This is a genomic window from Olivibacter sitiensis DSM 17696 (assembly GCF_000427965.1).
GTDB classification, from domain to species: Bacteria; Bacteroidota; Bacteroidia; order Sphingobacteriales; family Sphingobacteriaceae; genus Olivibacter; species Olivibacter sitiensis.
Genome location: NZ_ATZA01000036.1, coordinates 1 through 18979, shown reverse-complemented (window position 1 = coordinate 18979; position 18979 = coordinate 1). Strand labels below are relative to the sequence as shown.

Below are 18979 nucleotides of genomic sequence, written 5' to 3'. Positions count from 1 at the left end.
AACTGATTTGTTTAAAGTTAATAAGATTATCATGTTCAATTTGATGTATATATTTTGGGTAGGATCATTATGTGTATTTTTATGTTTTCCAGCCTTTCTCATGGCACAAAAAAAGGGCACCAAAAATGTACAGTTGAAAGAGCATATCATGCATTCGCTCGATGGTAAATTTGATCAATTGAAGCAGGCGGAACAAGCCATATGGACTTACAGTGAAGTAGGCTATAAAGAAAAGGAGAGTTCGGCCCTACTGCAAGGCATGCTAGAGGAAGAAGGCTTTCAGATAGAAGCTAGTGTTGCAGGGATACCAACGGCATTTGTGGCTACTTACGGTACAGGAAAACCGGTAATAGGCATTTTGGCAGAATACGATGCATTACCAGGTCTTTCTCAGGATAGCTTGCCGATAAAAAAAGAGGTAGCAGGGCGACTTGCAGGGCATGGTTGTGGTCATAACCTGTTTGGGGTTGCATCAGTGGCGTCTGGAATAGAGCTGAAGAAGCTTATTGAAAGCAAGCAGATCCAGGGTACTGTTAAAGTATATGGATGCCCTGCCGAGGAGGGGGGATCGGGTAAGGTATATATGGTAAGAGAAGGTCTGTTTGACGGTGTCGATGCGGTTTTGCATTGGCATCCATCGTCTCAAAATAGTGCATCTGCCAGTAGTAGCCTTGCCAATATCAGTGCAAAATTCCGCTTTAAGGGGCTGGCATCACATGCTGCAGGTGCTCCGGATAAAGGACGGTCTGCACTTGATGGAGTAGAAGCTATGAATAATATGGTCAATATGATGCGCGAGCACATTCCTTCCGCTACCCGCATTCATTACATTATCACGGATGGAGGTAAAGCTCCAAATGTCGTTCCCGATTTTGCAGAGGTATATTATTATGTACGCCATGTGGACCCAAAGATTGTACGTAGTGTCTTTGAAAGAGTGGTCAATGCGGCAAAAGGGGCTAGCTTAGGTACAGATACTCAAGTAGACTATGAGATTATCGGGGGCGTGTACAATGTGCTTGCCAATGTACCCCTAGCAAAGAGGATGTATGATAATCTTCAACAGGTAGGCGGCGTATCCTACGATGCATCGGAGCTTGCCTTTGCCGAGCAAATCCAGACAAGCTTTACGCATGAGTATCCAGAAATTAATACTGCTGGGACCATCCAACCCTTTGCCATTACTTTGAATGACGCTACTGGAGGCTCCACAGATGTGGCGGATGTGAGTTGGGTGGTACCCACTGTCGGTCTAGCAGCTGCTACGTGGGTGCCGGGCACGCCAGCGCATAGTTGGCAGGCAGTAGCGGCAAGTGGAATGAACATTGGTGCCAAAGGTATGATGGTCGCTGCAAAGACTATGGCCATGATGGGGATAGACTTGTTTGCAGATAGCGACCTCCGAGAAGCGGCACGAGCAGAATTGGAGAAGATGCGAGGACCGGATTTTCAATATGTTCCCTTATTGGGCGAAAGAGCACCAGCTTTAAATTATCGAGATTAATTTCTAAATGATTTGGCAAATCGTTCAGGATTTGAATGACGTTAGCACACCTATACCTATACAATAGTAATTTTCCGTTGCATCAATTGATTTAAAATATGATCCAATTGTGTGTCCTACCAAGGGATAAATATTTATTCGCTAGAGGCGATTGATTTATGTCGACGGGAGGCCGCCAGAAACGGTTGTCTCCCAAACTTATTTTCCTGAGCTATTAACGAGCATCTATTTTTGAAGATTTCCAAGATCGGTCTTGGTCAGGTTGCTTTTGGTGTAACATTCACTCTTTTCAAAGGCTGTTTTAATGCTTATTTAATGCGTTTTTATCTTAATTCACTATAGGGCTTGCGTGGCTGCGCTTTTTTTGTTAAAACTGATTTTGTTGATTGATTTTTATCAAAATGATAAAAATAATAAATAATTGGAGGTTTTTTGATGGTTTGTTTACTTAGTTTTAAATGAGGTGATTTGTGTGACGTAGCTTATGGCTCGCCATTCAACTCATGAACAAACACAATTTTCCAACCATACCAAATTATTTTTTTATGAGAAAAAATCTATTAAGATTATTAAGCTTATTGGCGCTGATGTGGGTATTTGTCCCTTCATTGTGGGCCAATGAACTATTGATTGACCGTACTGTAAGCGGTATCGTAAAAGATGCAGAGACGGGGGAGGTACTTCCCGGTGTATCCGTGATTGAGAAAGGCACCACAAAAGGAGCCCATACTGATGGAGACGGACGGTTTTCGCTGACTGTGTCAGATAATGCCACGTTGGTCGTTTCCTTTTTGGGCTACAAATCACAAGAGATTGTTGTAGGGAACCGAACGGTTATTAATGTTAGCTTAGTTTCTGATGCGCAGGAATTGGGAGAAGTGTTAGTAGTGGGCTACGGAACCCAGACTAAAAAAGAATTTACTGGTGCTGCGTCTCGTGTACTCCAGGAAGATTTAAAAGATATTCCTGTACAAAGTTTTGACCAGGCACTCATTGGTAGAGCTTCTGGTGTAAATGTTTCATTGCCAAATGGGCAATTGAATAATGCACCGGTTATTAGGATTCGCGGTGTTAACTCTATCTCTTTGAGTTCTTATCCACTTTTCGTAATTGACGGTATCCCTGTAACTAGTGGCGATGTGTCTTCAAACGCTACTGTTCCTAATAATCCCTTAGCAGACATCAACCCTTCGGATATTGAATCAATTGACGTGTTGAAAGATGCTGCATCTACTTCGATTTATGGATCTCGAGGTGCTAACGGTGTGATTTTAGTGACAACCAAAAGGGGGAAAGAGGGCAATGCCCGCGTTACCTATGACGGTTGGTACGGTATCACGAACGCAGTTCGTTTGCCAAAATTACTGGATGCACAGCAGTTTATGGATATTAAAAATGAAGCGCAAATGAATCGTAAGATTCTTTCTGGTCAAGCAGATAATCCAAACGTTGCGTCCGCACTTTATTTTCCAAGCTATAATGCGGATGGCTCGTTAGTGAATACTAATTGGTTAGATTATATTTTCCAAACCGGGCAGTCTCATAATCATGCAGTGAGTATCAGTGGTGGTAGTCCAAAAACGAAGTATTTTTTCTCTGCAAACCTTTCTGAGCAATCTGGAATTTTGCAGAAAAATGAATTTGATCGTGCAGGTGTACGCTTCAATATTGATCATGAAGCGACCAATTGGTTAAAATTGACTGGAGGATTAAATTATTCAAAATCTGAAAACCGGTCACCAAATTCTGGATCTAGAGATGGTAATGCACAATTAATTGTTGGTGCTGCACGTATGGCTTGGACGTTGAATCCAAACGTGCCTGCCAGAAATGCTGATGGTACTCCACATTTGAATAACAATATAAATGGAACTATCGGTAACGGCAATAACGACGTCGTTAGCGTTTACTATAACCCATTAACGTTATTTGAATTGGCGAAATATACATCTGCAAACGATCGTGTTTTAGCAAATGTGGGTGCGACAATTACCTTTATAAAAGGATTAACTTTTGATACGAAGTATTCGGTTGACAGAATGCGTACAGAAGATATTAGTTCCGCGAGCGCGTTGCCAGGATCTTCTGCAGCAGCATCTGGTGGTTCAGTGACAAATATCACTAGATTAAATAATAACTGGAATTTTGCGAATACGTTAAATTATGACGTACGATTTGATGAACATCATATTTCGGCATTGGCAGGTATGGATGTACAAGAGTTCAACGTAAATCGTTGGGGAGCAAATGTGCAACAAGCTGCGGATCCTTATTTTACCGATTTTCAAGGTAGTTGGGGACAGATTTCTTCTTCAGGAAATATCCTATCAAAGGCATCTATCATTTCTTATTTGACTCGTGTTGGCTATGATTACGATTCAAAATATTTTATCACCGTTAATTTTCGACGCGATGGGAACTCAGCGTTAGGGTTTGATACTAAATGGGGGAATTTTGGTGGTGTATCTGCTGGTTGGCTATTGTCAGATGAAAGTTTCTATAAAGAAAGTGGTTTAAGTTCCGTGTTGAATAATGTAAAGTTGAGAGGAAGTTGGGGTAGAGTAGGTAATGGTAACTTGGATCCTTATGCATCATTGGCCCTTTACTCATCTAATTTATATGGTAGCGCCGCCACATGGGCAATTAGTCAAGCTGGTAACCCGGCTTTAGGATGGGAGACTGGTGATCAGATTAACATCGGTGCTGATATGGGCTTATTCCATGATCGCTTACAAGTTGATTTTAGCTGGTATAAAAATAATGTTGACGGATTAATCCTACAAGTTCCGCAAGCGCCCTCTAAAGGAATCCCTGGGAACTCTATTTACCAAAATGTCGGATCACTTTATAATAAAGGTGTTGAGTTAGGTTTAAGTGGCGATATTATGCGCAAGAGTAAATTTACATGGACGTCCTCTTTGAATTTTACTTATAATAAAAATGAAGTTATTTCGCTTGCAGGTGAAGGAGATCGTATCGTGAGCAACTCGTCTGGAAATCCGTTTAATATGACGGAGGCAGGTTACTCAGTGGGAACTCTCTACGGCGCAGTTACCAACGGTATTAATCCAGAAAACGGGCGTCGTATATTTATTAACGCTGCTGGAGAACAGATCCAGTATTCTGCAGCTGTTGCGTCTGGTGAATCCCAATGGCAGTATTTGGATGGCTCCCCAGCAGCTGCAATTACTGCTGCTGATTATGAACCATTAGGAAATGCCCTGCCTAAATGGTATGGCGGTTTCCAAAATACTTTCCGTTATGCTAATTTCGATTTGGGAATTAATTTTTCGTTCTCCGGCGGGAACAAGATTCTAAATGGTAATACTGGTACTTGGCTAGATCAGCGTTATTTTAATAACTCTGTGAAAGTTTTGGATCGGTGGCAAAATCCAGGTGACGTAACCGATGTGCCTAGATTAGTGTATAATGACAATTTCGCAAGTGGAAATATTCCAAATATTTCTGCCTACATTGAAAAAGCTGATTTCTTACGTTTACAAAATGTACTGTTGGGTTACAAAGTGCCTAGTCGTCTGTTCGGTACTTCAGGCATAAGTAACATTCGTGTATATGCGCAAGCTACAAACGTATTCTTAATTACAGGATATACAGGGTTAGATCCTGAGTCATCTATTAACGGGAATAGAAATACATCTCCAGGTGTTGAATATAACTCTATAGGTAATGGTAGAACGATTACATTCGGTGTGAATGTTGCTTTCTAAAAATTATAATGACTCAGAAAAAATTTAAATTATTAATCGGCAAAATATGAATATGATATATAAATCAGTAAAGATGTTTGGTGGGGTAGTCGGACTATCATTGATGCTCTCGCTTCATTCATGTGATGAAGCCGAATATCTTGATCAAGTTCCGCCCACTCAATTAAGTGCCAGTGACATTTTCAGTACACCAGATCGTATTGAAGGATTGGCCAATGGGATGTACGCTGCTATTAAGGACGCTAATTTTTACGGCGGCCGATTGTTGATGTTCATGGATGTACGTGGAGAGGATTTTATTAATACAACTTCGAATTCCTTTACCGGGTTCGATGCATGGAACCATAGTTATAATTCCGGGTCAAGTGACATTATAAATGTATGGTCGAATGGCTACACCGCAATAAATAGAGCGAATATCTTAATACAAGGGTTAGCAGATAATCCAGATGTTGTTACTGCCGAGGTAGCTGCAGGGTACGTTGGTGAAGCTAAATTTATAAGAGCTTTATCTTATTACACCTTAGTTACCTTGTTTGCTAGACCGTATGCTGAAAGCAACGGATCTGCTTCTGGTGTTCCATTGCGTTTATTGGCAGAAACGGATACTGAAAACAATGATCTAGCACCAAGTACTGTAGCGCAAGTTTATCAACAAATATTGCAAGATTTAAATGATGCGGAAGCAGAGCTACCGTCGTCTAGAAGCAATGCGCTGTTAAATACTACGCGTGCACACAAGAACACGGCGATAGCGTTGAAAACACGTGTCTATTTGAGTCAGGGGGACTGGCCGGCAGTAGTAGCTGAGGCAAGCAAAATTTGTTCGGGTGATACAGAATTTGCCTCTCCAACAGGTGTTCTGCACGCTTTGCAGGAGGATATAGTTGGCTTGTTCGCTACGAATTATACGACTACAGAGTCAATTTTTTCAATGCCATTCACTAATCTAAATATGCTTTCTGGTCAGTCTGCATTGGGTTATCTGTATAATGGAAACGAGGAATATTTCTTAAATCCAGCGCAAATTGTTGGTAATGCTCAATGGGGACCAGACGATGCAAGGTGGGGCCTATTAAGAAACGCAGGTGGTAGAAATTATTTGGCAAAGTTTGGTCAAGGTGCACCATACTTAAGATATATGCCGGTAATTCGCTATGCAGAAATATTGTTGAATTATGCCGAGGCCGCCGCTGAAACAGGGGATCTCGCTTTGGCTAAAGCGCTACTGGAAGCTGTGCACCACCGCTCTGATCCTGTTTATGAATTTCCCGCTTCGGCTACGGCAACAAGCGCTGCATTAATTGAAAGCATCGAAACCGAGAGAAGAATTGAGTTACTGGGTGAAGGATTTAGGTCTTGGGATATTACGCGTCGAGTACGTCCTTTTCCTGAGAAAATAGGTCCATCGTTTTCGACAAATGCCGTGGCTCCTTCCGCTTCAAATTACATCTGGCCAATGTCTAATAACGAGCTTTTGACCAATAGTTTGATCGGAAATTAAAATTTGAAATTTCTCTTCATTAATCCCCGATGCATTGCTGTCGGGGATTTTTATCTTTTTATGTGTCGGTCAATATAATTAAAAGATCAGCTCCTGGTGATTTTGAACTCATCAGGAGTTTTTTTGTAAATTCTGATCCTATTGCTTGAAATGAATGATGTCTTTGTGTTGCTTATGGTTATTATGTGTGTAATATTTTCTTTATCATGGGTGTTTGATTGCTTTTTGCTTCTATTTTTAACAAAAATTAAGTTATTTTTGGCTAATATTCGTGTTTGTTTAGAGATTATTCGTCATTCAGTTTACTATCTTAGTGTAAGAAATATATCGCACGATCAAAATTATCCAACAACAAAAATTAAAATAATATGTCAACGACTATTAACCGCAGGAATTGGATTAAATCAGGTTTAATCGCAGCAGGTGGTATTACACTTGCTCCCAAGTTGAGCTGGGCTTCTTCCGCAGACTCAAAACGCGTGAATCCACAAAGCATAATTTGGGAAGTGGATCACCCGTCCTATTTAAATGATGCGCCAGCTATGAGGGCTAGGCTAAATGCCAATGAAAACCCGCACGGCCCATCACCAGAAGTAAAAAAAGCTATTGCCGATGCGATTTCTTCAGGTAATCGTTATGGGCATGGTGACGCCTTCACCCTTATAGGCATGATCGCCGAAAAAGAAGGTGTTTCTCCAGAGTGCGTTATGTTGGGGCCTGGCTCTACAGACTTGTTGGAGAAAACAGCGATTAGTCGTTTTATCAAAGGCGGGAATATCGTGTCGGCAGACCCTTCTTATATGTCATTGATCAATACGGCACAAGCTGTGGGAGCTACCTGGAAGCCCGTTCCGCTTACCAGCGATTACGCTCATGATTTGCCGGCAATGGAAAAGGCGGTGGATTCGGAAACGCAATTGATCTATGTTTGTAATCCCAATAATCCAATTGGTTCTATAACCAATGCGGAAGATCTAAAATCTTTTTGTAAAACAGTGTCCAAGAAGGTGCCTATTTTCGTAGATGAAGCCTATCTGGAGTTTTTGGAAGATCCGGATACCAATACCATGGTAGGATTGGTATCGGAAGGACATGATGTCATCGTGGCACGCACGTTCTCAAAAATACACTCTATGGCCGGTCTGCGTATTGGTTATATTGTAGCTACTCCAGAGCGTATCAAGAGCATTACGGACATGGTGAGAGGTACTATGGGACTGTGTGTTACGTCTGTGAAAGGTGCTATCGCCAGCATGCAGTCCAAGGAGTTCTGTGACCAGTGTAAAGTGTTGAACACGGCCTCAAGGGAATATCTTTGCAAGGAACTGGATAAGTTGGGCTATAAATACATTCCCTCGTATACGAATTTTGTTATATTCCCGCTCAAGAAAGATACCGATGGCAGAGCGTTCTCGAAAGCGTTGACCGAACAGGGAGTTGGCGTGAGAATGTATTCTTTTAAAGATGAACCTTGGTGTAGGGTGAGTATGGGGACTATGGAGGAAATGCAAATCTTTACGGACGCCTTTAAGAAGGTGACTGCTTAGAAATTTTCAATATTTTTCTTGTTTTTGTTTTGTGTTATACGTGGCAGCGACTCAAGCTCAAAATGAGGGCTGCCATGTTTTTCTCCAATGTTTTTGCTTTTTCTCCCTTGTGCTTGAATTTTATTTTATATTTAGATGAATCCCGCCGTTCAGAAAACATTATCCTTACTATTAATACTGTGTATTGGTTTATTCTTGAAGAAGAAGCTCGTTAAGCCAGAACATCAACAATCTCTCAAAGTCATCATTCTTAATATTGCTTTGCCTGCAGTGATATTTATCGCACTGATGAAGCTTCATGTAAAGGCCGAATTACTAATCCTCCCGCTGTTGGTACTTTGCTACAATGGCTTGTTTCTGTTGATTTCATGGCTGGCACTTCCTTTTTATGGACTTAGAAAGAATAGCGCGGAAATACGTACCTTGATGCTCTTAATGCCTTCTCTGGCTCCAGGTCTGTCCTGTTTTCCTTTCATTAGTGAATACATTGGTGAAGAGGCCCTAGCCAGAGGCGCTCTGGCGGATGTGGGTAATAAAATAGCCGTGTTGATTTTTAGTTATATGCTGGCAATGCATTGGTTCTATAAGCTGAATAGCCATGTGAAACATTCCGGCCATGCAAAGATTAAATCCTTGTTTATAGGTATGCTAAACGAACCTATTAATGTGGTGATGGCCTTGGCGATCGTATTGTTGTGTTGTAATGTATATTTTGAAGATTTGCCTCTATTCCTTCAGGATGCCGCCAAGTTGCTCGCTGACCTAATGACTCCACTCATATTGCTGTTTATCGGGATAGCCGTGGTTTTTAAATGGGATGAATTTAAACAAATAGGCACATTACTTTTGTTTCGGGCGGGCATGACTTTTATCGTTAGTGGTATTTTCTTACTGTTTATTCCTGGTGCAAGCCATATGGCTATATTATTGGCCGTCGTATTTCCTCAAAGTTCTTGTAGTTTTTGGCCTTTGGCACATATGGCTGCCGTGGAGGTTTTGAGCAAGAAGGAAGGAAGTAGCTCATCTCCAAAAGTGTTTAACATGCAATTGGCAATGAATGTGTTGGCGCTTTCTCTCCCATTTTCTACCTTGATGGTTTTGTCCATATTTACTAGTGGCGCTTTCTTTACCCATATTCCGAATATTTTCTTTGTAGGTATTGGCTTGATCATTTTATCTGCCATTCCGGTAGTTATAAAATGGTATAAACGTAAGTCAAAATATAAAGCATATAAAAATGGCGACCTGGAAAGGAAAGAACAAACTTTTTTCCCCAGTGAGCAGTTCAGCTGAGTAGCTATTTGCATAGATAAAATTTTCGTTACTTTTTCTCTTTTGGGAGCTAATGTGCTATCTTTATTATATAATTTTTTTATGCCATGACCAAAACTAAATTTTCATTTTTCTCTTTTTTTGCTGTATTCTTATTGGTTGTTCCTGCTATAGGACAAGAAAAGGAACTCATCAAAGTAACCGACATGGTTAAGCTTCAGAGGGTAGGGAATCTTCAGGTCAATCTTCAAGACAAATCCATGTTTGCTTTCGAAGTAAATAGCATAAAGCCTCGTAAAGGGAGTGAAGTAGATTTTGATTATGATAGTCAATTGTGGATAGGGAGTTTGAGAGATAAAACGTCTATCAGGCAAATGACTTATGCCGATGAAAGTAAAAATATGATTGGTTTTGATCCAAGCGGCAGTTGCATATTGTTCCTGAAGCGAGTGGATGGCAAAAATCAACTTTTTTCCTTGCCATTAGACGGTGGTGAAGCCAAGCAAATGACAGATTTTTCCTATGGAGTAAGTAACCCGATATGGAGTCCAAATGGTCAAACCATGATTTTTTCGGTGTCCATGAACGTTGAGGACCTGGTAGAGGACACAGTGTTTAATTCACATGGAGCGTTGCCTACTTGGTCAGACGAAAAACCTGGTTATAAAGGTGATGAGTCGTTGGTGCCAAATAAAGAAAAGGCAAATCCCGATGGTAATTTAGACGAAATCAGAGCCTATCTCCAAAAAAATGTCCACGATAGTAAAGCAAAAGTCATCAATAAATTACAATTTCAAGGAGAGGCAAATACCACATCCGAAATGCGGATCGGTCATTTAATGAGATGGAATTTCGCATCAGAAGAACGGCCCGTTGCTTTGACAAAAGGTTTCAGGACTTTTAGCAATGCTTACTTTTTGGATGATGATCACCTACTCGTTCATGTCAAAGCAGATACCCTATCGCATCCAGATAAAGTGCTTGAAAATGAAGTCTATGAAATGACCATTTCAACTGGACAGCTGAAGAGAATATATGGAGCTCCTGGCAAAAGCTTTAATGTTGTTGCGGCGTCTCATTCGGGTAATTACCTAATAGTCTCGAGTTCCGAGGTGGGATCTCCTAATGTTCCCGTGTATTCTCTAATAGATCGGAAACGAGGAAGTGAGGAGGTTTTCGACGAAGATCGTAATTTGACCAACTTTAAATGGGATGATAAAGAGCGCGTGCTCTATTTCACCAAGCAGGCCAATGGAAGTTTGTATCTATGCAGAAAATATTTGGATGGAAGTAAGAAAAAGGTCGAGGTGCTGAGTAAGGAAGACGAAGGTATAAGTGATTATATTCTTTGTGGCGAGCAGCTCGTATATGTTCATACAACCGTAAATAACCCGTCAGAGTTAGAAGTGGCAGATAGCGATATGGCAAAGAGCAAGCCCATTTCTTCTTTTAACGCCAGCTGGTTGGCCGGGAAAATGTTGAGTATGCCAACGAAGCATCATTTTACGAATGATGAAGGGATGGATGTGGAATATTGGGTAATGAAGCCTGTTGGATTTAAATCTGGAAAAAAGTACCCACTTTTGTTGGAGATACATGGTGGACCGGCAGCAATGTGGGGGCCAAGCGAGCTTAGCATGTGGCACGAATATCAATATTTCTGTTCGCAGGGATATGGAGTGGTGTATAGCAATCCAAGAGGGTCGGGGGGATACGGAAATGATTTTCTGAGAGCCAATATGGATAATTGGGGTGAAGGCCCGGCTAGTGACGTGTTGGAAGCATTGGACAGAACGGTAGCTGAGGGGTGGGCAGATACCTCCAAATTGGTTATAACAGGGGGATCATATGCTGGATATTTGGTGAGTTGGATTATAGGTCATGATCAACGATTTGCGGCTGCATGCAGTCAAAGAGGTGTGTACGATCTGAAAACTTTTTTTGGTGAAGGCAATGCATGGCGATTGGTGCCAAATTATTTTGGAGGGTATCCTTGGGAGAAAGACGTGGAGAAAGTTTTATATCGCGAGTCGCCAATCAATTATGTACAGAATATCCATACCCCATATTTGATATTTCATGGCGAAAACGATCTACGTACCGGGGTCATCCAAAGTGAAATGCTGTACAAGAGCCTTAAGGTTCTGGGGAGGCCGGTGGAGTACGTAAGGCATCCGGGCGCAACTCACGAGATTACCAGAAGTGGCGACAATAGGCAGCGTATAGATCAGATGTTGCGGACTTACGAGTTTTTTGAACGGTTCATACATTAATGGTCGTTGCCGTGTTGTCTCAGCTTGGGATATACTAACTAATCCCTGTCCTTAGAAAGTTTTCTGATTTTCAGGGGATTCATGAGTAGTTCTTCCTGTTCTTTCCTTCTTTTGACTATATGGATGGCCGAGAAAATGGCTTCTACGAACGAAGTCTCAATTGCCTTGTTTTGTCCTGCGATGTCGAAGCCCGTACCGTGATCTGGAGAGGTACGCACAACAGGTAGCCCAGCAGTAAAATTGACGCCACTGTGAAATGCGATTTGTTTGAAGGGAATAAGCCCTTGGTCATGGTACATAGCAAGTATAGCATCGAACTTCGCATAATGATCGCCAGCAAATAGACCGTCGGCGGCATAAGGACCAAAAGTAAATATACCCTGTTCATTTGCTTTTTCTATTGCAGGGATAATGATATCTTGCTCTTCCGTACCAATTAGCCCATTGTCCCCCGCATGCGGATTGAGCCCCAGGACGGCTATCTTTGGCTTTTGAATCCAGAAATCCTGTTTCAATGAGCTGTCCATCAGTTTCAACTTCTCTACAATGCTGTCGATAGTGATGCTGGAACTAACGTCTTTGACGGGGATATGGCCTGTAACTACACCTATCTTAATCTCGTCGCTGATCATGAACATCAAGGAATTGCTGGCGCCACATTTGCTTTGTATATATTCGGTATGGCCAGGGAAAGAAAAGCGATCAGATTGTATCCCATGTTTGTTTATGGGGGCAGTGACGAGGGCATCAATTTCACCTGCAAGTAGATCCTCCATTGCTCTTTCCAATGAGATTAGTGCATATTTGCCGCCTATTTCGTTGGCAACTCCCAAATCTATCTTCACCTCTTCCTGCCAGCAATTGATCATATTGGGCCTTTTGTCGTTCGCCTGTGAAGGAGTATTGATTACCTGAAAACTAAAATCGTTAATGCCTAATGTTTTGCGATGAAAAGAGGCTGCTTTAGTGTTGCCGTATACTATCGGTGTGAAGAAATCTAGAATGCGGTTGTCTGCTAATGATTTGATAATGATTTCCAGTCCAATTCCGTTTATGTCTCCGATACTAATACCTATCTTTAGTTTTTCGCTCATATATCGTTGCAGTAATACAAATGTCAAACCTAATATAAAAAAACGATGATTGCAATTTTGGAGGATGCAATTCCTTCGCTGTTGGCTCAATTCATGTGGGATAAAATTTTAAATGTTATTTTTTACTTTTTCTATGATGTATCTTTGTCTCGTATTCAATAGTAATGGCAGAAGTAAGAGCAAAAAAGCACCTAGGACAACACTTTCTAACAGATAAGGGAATAGCATTAAGAATTGTAGAAGCACTTGAGCCTACAAATAGATTCTCTCAAGTATTGGAGGTAGGGCCAGGAATGGGGATATTGACGGAACATTTGATTCGAGACGAAAGGTTTGTTGTCCATACGGTAGACATCGATGAGGAGTCGATCGCTTTTTTGTCGCGTCAATATCCAGAACTTGAAGAACGTTTGCTGCATGCCGATTTTTTACGGATGGATTTAGCCACATTGTTTGTTGGTCCGCTAGCTATCATCGGCAATTTTCCATATAATATATCTTCGCAAATACTGTTCAAGGTATTAGAAAATAGAAACCAAGTAGTAGAAGTAGTAGGTATGTTCCAGAAGGAGGTTGCAGAGCGATGCACTGCGCAGCCAGGTACTAAGGAGTACGGAATTCTAAGTGTGTTTCTGCAAGCATATTATCGTGTTAATTATCTTTTTACCGTGAAGGCAGGTTCCTTTAATCCTCCGCCCAAGGTACTTTCTGGCGTCATTCGTTTGGAGCGTAACGAGGTGCAGGTATTGCCATGCAATGAAAGCTTGTTTTGGAAAGTGGTAAAGGCAGGATTTAATCAAAGACGAAAGACATTGCGCAACGCGCTTTCCATGCTATTGCCCAAAGATAAGATGGGGGAGAGCCCGCTGTTTGATCTACGTGCCGAACGACTCTCCGTTGCTGATTTTGTTGTGTTGACCAATATTATAGATACCAATAGAAAGTGAAAATGAAAAAAGGTCGTCCTTTGGAGAAGCCAAATGTGTTGATTGTAGATGATATTCATGAAATATTTCTTTCTATGTTGAGTGATGCTGGGATTCCGTATGTCTATAGACCGGATATCGATCTGGAAGAAGCAAAGACTTTAATTGGAGATTTCGATGGGTTGGTGATTCGTTCTAAGTTTAAAGTTGGGAAGGAATTCTTAGACTGCGCATCGCAACTTAGAATGATAGCTAGGGGAGGAGCTGGTATGGATAATATAGATGAACATCAAGCTCAGGAAAGGGAGGTCACCCTGTTGAATGCACCTGAGGGTAATCGCGATGCGGTTGGCGAACACATGCTCGGCATGCTTTTGACACTGATGAACAATTATGTACGTGCCGATAAAGAGATAAGAAACGGATTGTGGCGTCGGGAGGAAAACAGGGGAGAAGAATTGATGGGGAAAACCGTTGGTTTGATAGGTTACGGCAATAATGGTCATGCAATGGCCAGGAAACTGGCTGGTTTTGGTGTCAACGTTTTGGCCTATGATAAATATAAGACCGATTATACTGACCACTATGCTAGGCAGGCATCGATGGACGAATTGTTTGCAGAGGCGGAAATATTGAGCTTACATATCCCGCTCACAGCTGAAACTAAAAATCTCGTCAATGATCATTTTATATCCAACTTCAAAAAGAGTTTTTATTTCTTGAACGGTGCGCGAGGAGAAATCGTCAATGTGGCTGCCGTTGTAAGGGCATTGGAATCAAGGAAAATAAAGGCAGCAGCATTCGATGTGCTGCCAATAGAAAAATTTCCCGCTCTTTCGGAAGCTCCTTGGTACAATGACCTAGTTTCAAACGAGCGTGTGCTTCTTTCTCCACATGTAGCCGGTTGGACCTTTGAATCGTATTATAAGATTGCCTATGTGCTTGCTAAAAAAGTAATCGCTTTTTACCAAGGCTAATGCCAAAAAAGTTTCCTTCCGTACATTAACTATTGATAAGGTGTTTCTAGGCCGAGAAGGACGTGCCACAGCCACAGGTGCTAGTAGCGTTCGGATTGTTAAACGTGAAGCCTCTGGCATTCAGTCCGTTCTGAAAGTCTATTTCCATGCCAGCAAGATAGAGTCCATGGGCTTTATTCATAAAGACCTTAATGCCGGAAATAAGATATTCTGTATCGCCCTCTTTCTTCTGGTCAAACCCCAGTATATAATTCATGCCTGCGCAGCCCCCACCTTGTACGCCCACGCGCAGGCCAAAATCTTCTGCTACTTCTTGTTGTTCCCTTATTTTATTAAGCTCTTTAACAGCACCCTCAGTTAGTGTTAGAGGGGCTACGCTTGTCAATTCGGTAGTGCTCATATCAATAGAAAATTAAAAGTTCAATGTACAAATATAACATACATATCGTGATATTATGTCTTAATAACTAGGTTTGTGACCTTACCCAAACAATTGAAAGTCTGCGGCATCTTCTTCCATTCTTTCCTTGTACTTTTGAGGTATTCCGCATGAGTTGTTCGCCTTATAGTCAAAGCACACGCATACCGTTTTTCCTAGGGCATGTGTTTTTGTATTCGTACCTTTTGTACTAATCAATATATAATGGATGTCGAAACTGCTTTTTCCTACTCTTGTTGTTTTTACATATACCTTTAGTCGATCTGTTAGTGTGATTGGAAGAATATAGTCTAGTTCGGATCGGGCAATTATGATTCCCATCTCGTCCCAGTTCCAGTCAATAACTTTGTGCCAGTAGTCGGTTCGTGCAATTTCCAGATAAGTAAGGTATACTGCGTTGTTCACATGATTAAAGGCGTCCATATCTGCAAACCTTATTTGGATATCGGTATGATGGTGAAATTGAGATAAATCTATGTTCGTGTGTCTTTTTGTCATTTTATTTGAGTTTTAAGCGTCAAAATGTCTTTGTTTTCTTTGTGTTCTTAATTGGTATATGCTTTGAAGAGTTGCTTGTGTAATTCAAAATTAAAGAAAAATTAAAGGAGATAAAAAAATGAATGCTTCAAAATATGTAGCTAATCACAAGTCCCAAAATAGGGGTGTAGACAATTGGGTAGACAGTTTGTTCGATGGTTTGTTTGCCGAATATGATTCTGATAAGAAAGTGAAATACGTGCCAGCAGTGAATTTGGCGGAGTCCAACGAAGGGTTTCATGTGGATATGGCTGTTCCTGGTTTTAACAAGGAGGATATAAAAATCCAAGTGGAAAAAAATATCTTAACTATTTCGGCAGAGAAAAAAGAAGAAGATACGGTAGTGGGCAAATGCTATAATCGAAAAGAATTTAATTATTCTAATTTTTCAAGGTCATTTACTTTGCCCGAATCTGCCGATGTGAACAAGATTTCAGCAGCATACAAGAACGGTATATTGGAAGTTTCAATATCTAAAAAGGAAGAAGAAAAAGCTGTTTTAAAGTCGATAGAGATACAATAGGTATTTACGTATAAATAAATAGAGATATGTTAACAGAAAAGGGAGCTAAAAGCTCCCTTTTCTGTTTTAACTGGAACACTTATCCCATTTTCAACTTTTTCTGTATATCTTGAACATAGGATTTGAATGTTTTGTCTGTATCGATCAGGTCTTCCACCGTTTGGCAGGCATATATCACCGTGGAATGGTCCCGACCGCCGAAGAAAGCACCAATAGATTTTAAGGAAGTCTTCGTGTGATTCTTTGCCAAATACATGGAAATTTGCCTGGCTTGAACAATCTCCCGCTTGCGCGTTTTGGATTTTACCATGTCCACGGGCACCTCAAAGTATTCACAAACTAGCTTTTGGATATAATCGATAGATATTTCTTTTTGGGTGTTCTTTATGAAATTGCGCAGCATGGATTTGGCCAAGCCGAGGTCTATATCTTTTTTATTTAGGGTTGCTTGGGCTAATAATGAAACCATGGCGCCCTCAAGTTCGCGTACATTATTGTCAATGTTGTGAGCGACATATTCTACTACTTCTTCAGGCAAGTTGATGCCATCGGCATACATTTTCTTTTTGAGAATGGCCATCCTCGTTTCGAGATCGGGTACCTGCATGTCTGCAGATAAGCCCCATTTAAAACGGCTTAGTAGGCGCTCTTCTAGACCGGCCAAATCTTTTGGCGCTTTGTCTGATGTCAGTATAACCTGTTTACCAGATTGGTGTAGGTGGTTGAATATATGGAAGAAAATATCTTGTGTTCGCTCTTTACCCGCAAAATTGTGCACGTCATCCATGATGATGACATCCATTGCCTGGTAGAAATTTACGAAATCATTAATGGTATTGTTCTTAAGGGAGTCGACAAATTGCTGGCAGAATTTTTCACAAGACACATAGATGACCAATTTGTCAGGTAAATTCCTTTTTACCTCATTTCCTATCGCCTGTGCCAAATGTGTTTTTCCTAGGCCCACACCTCCATATATCATTAAAGGATTGAATGAAGTTCCTCCGGGCTTTTGCGCAACAGCAAATCCCGCAGAGCGAGCAAGCCTATTGCATTCTCCCTCTATAAAGTTGTCGAAGGTGTAATTTTGGTTCAGCTGGGGGTCTACCTGTAGTTTTTTTAGTCCTGGAATGACAAATGGATTTTTGATATCCTTATTTATGGTGACAGGAACTGGTATCGATTGCCTTTTTCCTTCGGCGCCGTTGCCGTTGGATGGCATATTGGTAGTATAGGGCGCCATGCTTTTTGACGATTTTTCAACAACGATGTTGTATTCCAGCCGTCCGGCATCACCAAGTTGCTTTTTGACTGTTTTTCTCAATAACCCCACATAGTGCTCTTCCAACCACTCATAAAAAAAAAGACTTGGTACCTGTATGGTTAAAACATTTCCATCCAAACGTAAAGCTTTAATTGGTTCAAACCACGTCTTAAAACTTTGTGCCGGTATGTTGTCTTTTATGATTTCAAGACAACAATTCCAGACACTCGTACATGTTTTTTCCATACTGTATATCATTAATAAACTGATTATCAATTATAGGAGGACAAAATGTTAATAACCTGTCCGAGTTTCGAATTTCAAAAAAAAAATCTACTTAAAAAATTAAAAATAAAAAAAAATGTAACGTTCAGTTTTTCAGTGATTTATATATTTATCGGCTACCTTGCACTGCTAGTGCTTTTTTGCAGTCATTTTTTTCCACATCGACTTGTATTTAAATATTTTTTGGCGGCTATTTCGCTGTTTTTTGAAACGGATTTAGCAAATGCTTTTATTGATATATTAGTGTTTTACTTCATTTGCACTTTGTATGGGTAGCCTTTGTTTTCCTGAATGAAGTTTGTTTTATGATCAGGTGATTTGCAATATGGACTAACTTTAATATAATATAAGGGATAAATAAGGGACGTCGGTATGTTTGTTATTTATGAGATGTGTTAGGTTGTATGTTATTATATGTTCTATTATATATAGTGCACGGATAGTAGGAGGAAAATGGCCATGGACAACAAATAATGGAATGGTGTAAATAAAAAAATAAAAAACATTTGCACGGTATAATGTAAGTTGTTACCTTTGCAGCCCGCAAGAAAGGAATTGCGGATCTGAAATCAGGAATGGGGAGCCAATGAAGGCGCTTATTTCACGAGGCCGAAGCGCGAAGCGGAGGCAAAAAGGTTCTTTGGAATATTGGAAAAGACAGCAAGCATTCATGCAAAACGAAGTGATTCGTGATCAAGAACAAAACAAGAGAAACAGATTTACAATGGAGAGTTTGATCCTGGCTCAGGATGAACGCTAGCGGCAGGCCTAATACATGCAAGTCGGACGGGATTCGGCCCTTCGGGGACGATGAGAGTGGCGGACGGGTGCGTAACGCGTGAGCAACCTGCCCACGTCAGGGGGATAGCCCCTCGAAAGAGGGATTAATCCCGCATGCGACGGATGGCCCGCATGGGTCTTCGGTCAAATATTCATAGGACGTGGATGGGCTCGCGTGGCATTAGCTGGTTGGCGGGGTAACGGCCCACCAAGGCGACGATGCCTAGGGGCTCTGAGAGGAGTGACCCCCACACTGGTACTGAGACACGGACCAGACTCCTACGGGAGGCAGCAGTAAGGGATATTGGTCAATGGGGGGAACCCTG

General features: G+C 41.2%; 13 protein-coding genes and 1 rRNA gene. 10 read left to right on the top strand and 4 right to left on the bottom strand.

Translation table 11 applies throughout. The features are described from left to right. The first annotated feature begins 100 nt into the window (after positions 1–100). The 6 genes from A37S_RS0116735 to A37S_RS0116710 all read left to right on the top strand — a co-directional run bounded on the left by A37S_RS0116735 (position 101) and on the right by A37S_RS0116710 (position 11828). Positions 101–1504 (top strand): amidohydrolase, encoded by a 1404-nt coding sequence (locus A37S_RS0116735; RefSeq protein WP_157278759.1) that lies wholly within the window; start codon positions 101–103, stop codon positions 1502–1504. A gap of 545 nt (positions 1505–2049) precedes the next feature. After that, positions 2050–5232, top strand: a complete 3183-nt coding sequence (locus tag A37S_RS0116730) for a SusC/RagA family TonB-linked outer membrane protein (RefSeq protein ID WP_028297986.1) — start codon at positions 2050–2052, stop codon at positions 5230–5232. Positions 5233–5278: 46 nt separating this feature from the next. Beyond that, complete coding sequence (locus A37S_RS0116725; RefSeq protein ID WP_245586415.1) at positions 5279–6736, top strand: RagB/SusD family nutrient uptake outer membrane protein; 1458 nt, start codon at positions 5279–5281, stop codon at positions 6734–6736. Between the two features lie 368 nt (positions 6737–7104). Continuing rightward, positions 7105–8283, top strand: a complete 1179-nt coding sequence (locus tag A37S_RS0116720) for a pyridoxal phosphate-dependent aminotransferase (protein ID WP_028297984.1) — start codon at positions 7105–7107, stop codon at positions 8281–8283. A 195-nt stretch (positions 8284–8478) separates the two neighbouring features. Further along, a complete protein-coding gene (locus tag A37S_RS25045) occupies positions 8479–9576 on the top strand; it encodes an AEC family transporter (protein ID WP_211229808.1) in 1098 nt (365 codons plus the stop codon). An 86-nt stretch (positions 9577–9662) separates the two neighbouring features. After that, complete coding sequence (locus A37S_RS0116710) at positions 9663–11828, top strand: S9 family peptidase (RefSeq protein ID WP_051293250.1); 2166 nt, start codon at positions 9663–9665, stop codon at positions 11826–11828. A gap of 38 nt (positions 11829–11866) precedes the next feature. Here the strand turns inward: A37S_RS0116710 and pdxA are convergent, their stop codons facing one another. Then, positions 11867–12922, bottom strand: a complete 1056-nt coding sequence (gene pdxA / locus A37S_RS0116705) for a 4-hydroxythreonine-4-phosphate dehydrogenase PdxA (RefSeq protein WP_028297982.1) — start codon at positions 12920–12922, stop codon at positions 11867–11869. Positions 12923–13086: 164 nt separating this feature from the next. Here pdxA and rsmA point away from each other — a divergent pair, with 164 nt between their 5' ends. Continuing rightward, complete coding sequence (gene rsmA, locus A37S_RS0116700) at positions 13087–13869, top strand: 16S rRNA (adenine(1518)-N(6)/adenine(1519)-N(6))-dimethyltransferase RsmA (protein WP_028297981.1); 783 nt, start codon at positions 13087–13089, stop codon at positions 13867–13869. A 2-nt stretch (positions 13870–13871) separates the two neighbouring features. Next, on the top strand, positions 13872–14825 hold the full coding sequence (locus tag A37S_RS0116695; RefSeq protein WP_036602920.1) for an NAD(P)-dependent oxidoreductase: 954 nt from the start codon (positions 13872–13874) through the stop codon (positions 14823–14825). 46 nt (positions 14826–14871) lie between these two features. Here A37S_RS0116695 and A37S_RS0116690 read toward each other — a convergent pair whose 3' ends face one another. After that, positions 14872–15225: a HesB/IscA family protein gene (locus tag A37S_RS0116690; RefSeq protein ID WP_028297979.1), complete on the bottom strand. Its 354-nt coding sequence runs from the start codon at positions 15223–15225 to the stop codon at positions 14872–14874. 81 nt (positions 15226–15306) lie between these two features. Then, positions 15307–15762 (bottom strand): acyl-CoA thioesterase, encoded by a 456-nt coding sequence (locus A37S_RS25040; RefSeq protein WP_036602909.1) that lies wholly within the window; start codon positions 15760–15762, stop codon positions 15307–15309. A 118-nt stretch (positions 15763–15880) separates the two neighbouring features. On the opposite strand from A37S_RS25040, the gene A37S_RS0116680 reads away from it, so the two are divergent. Next, positions 15881–16324, top strand: a complete 444-nt coding sequence (locus A37S_RS0116680) for an Hsp20/alpha crystallin family protein (RefSeq protein WP_028297978.1) — start codon at positions 15881–15883, stop codon at positions 16322–16324. A 79-nt stretch (positions 16325–16403) separates the two neighbouring features. Here the strand turns inward: A37S_RS0116680 and dnaA are convergent, their stop codons facing one another. Then, entirely contained in the window at positions 16404–17834 is a 1431-nt protein-coding gene (gene dnaA, locus A37S_RS0116675) for a chromosomal replication initiator protein DnaA (protein WP_028297977.1), read from the bottom strand. A 760-nt stretch (positions 17835–18594) separates the two neighbouring features. On the opposite strand from dnaA, the gene A37S_RS0116665 reads away from it, so the two are divergent. After that, positions 18595–18979 (top strand): 16S ribosomal RNA (locus A37S_RS0116665); the annotation flags it as partial.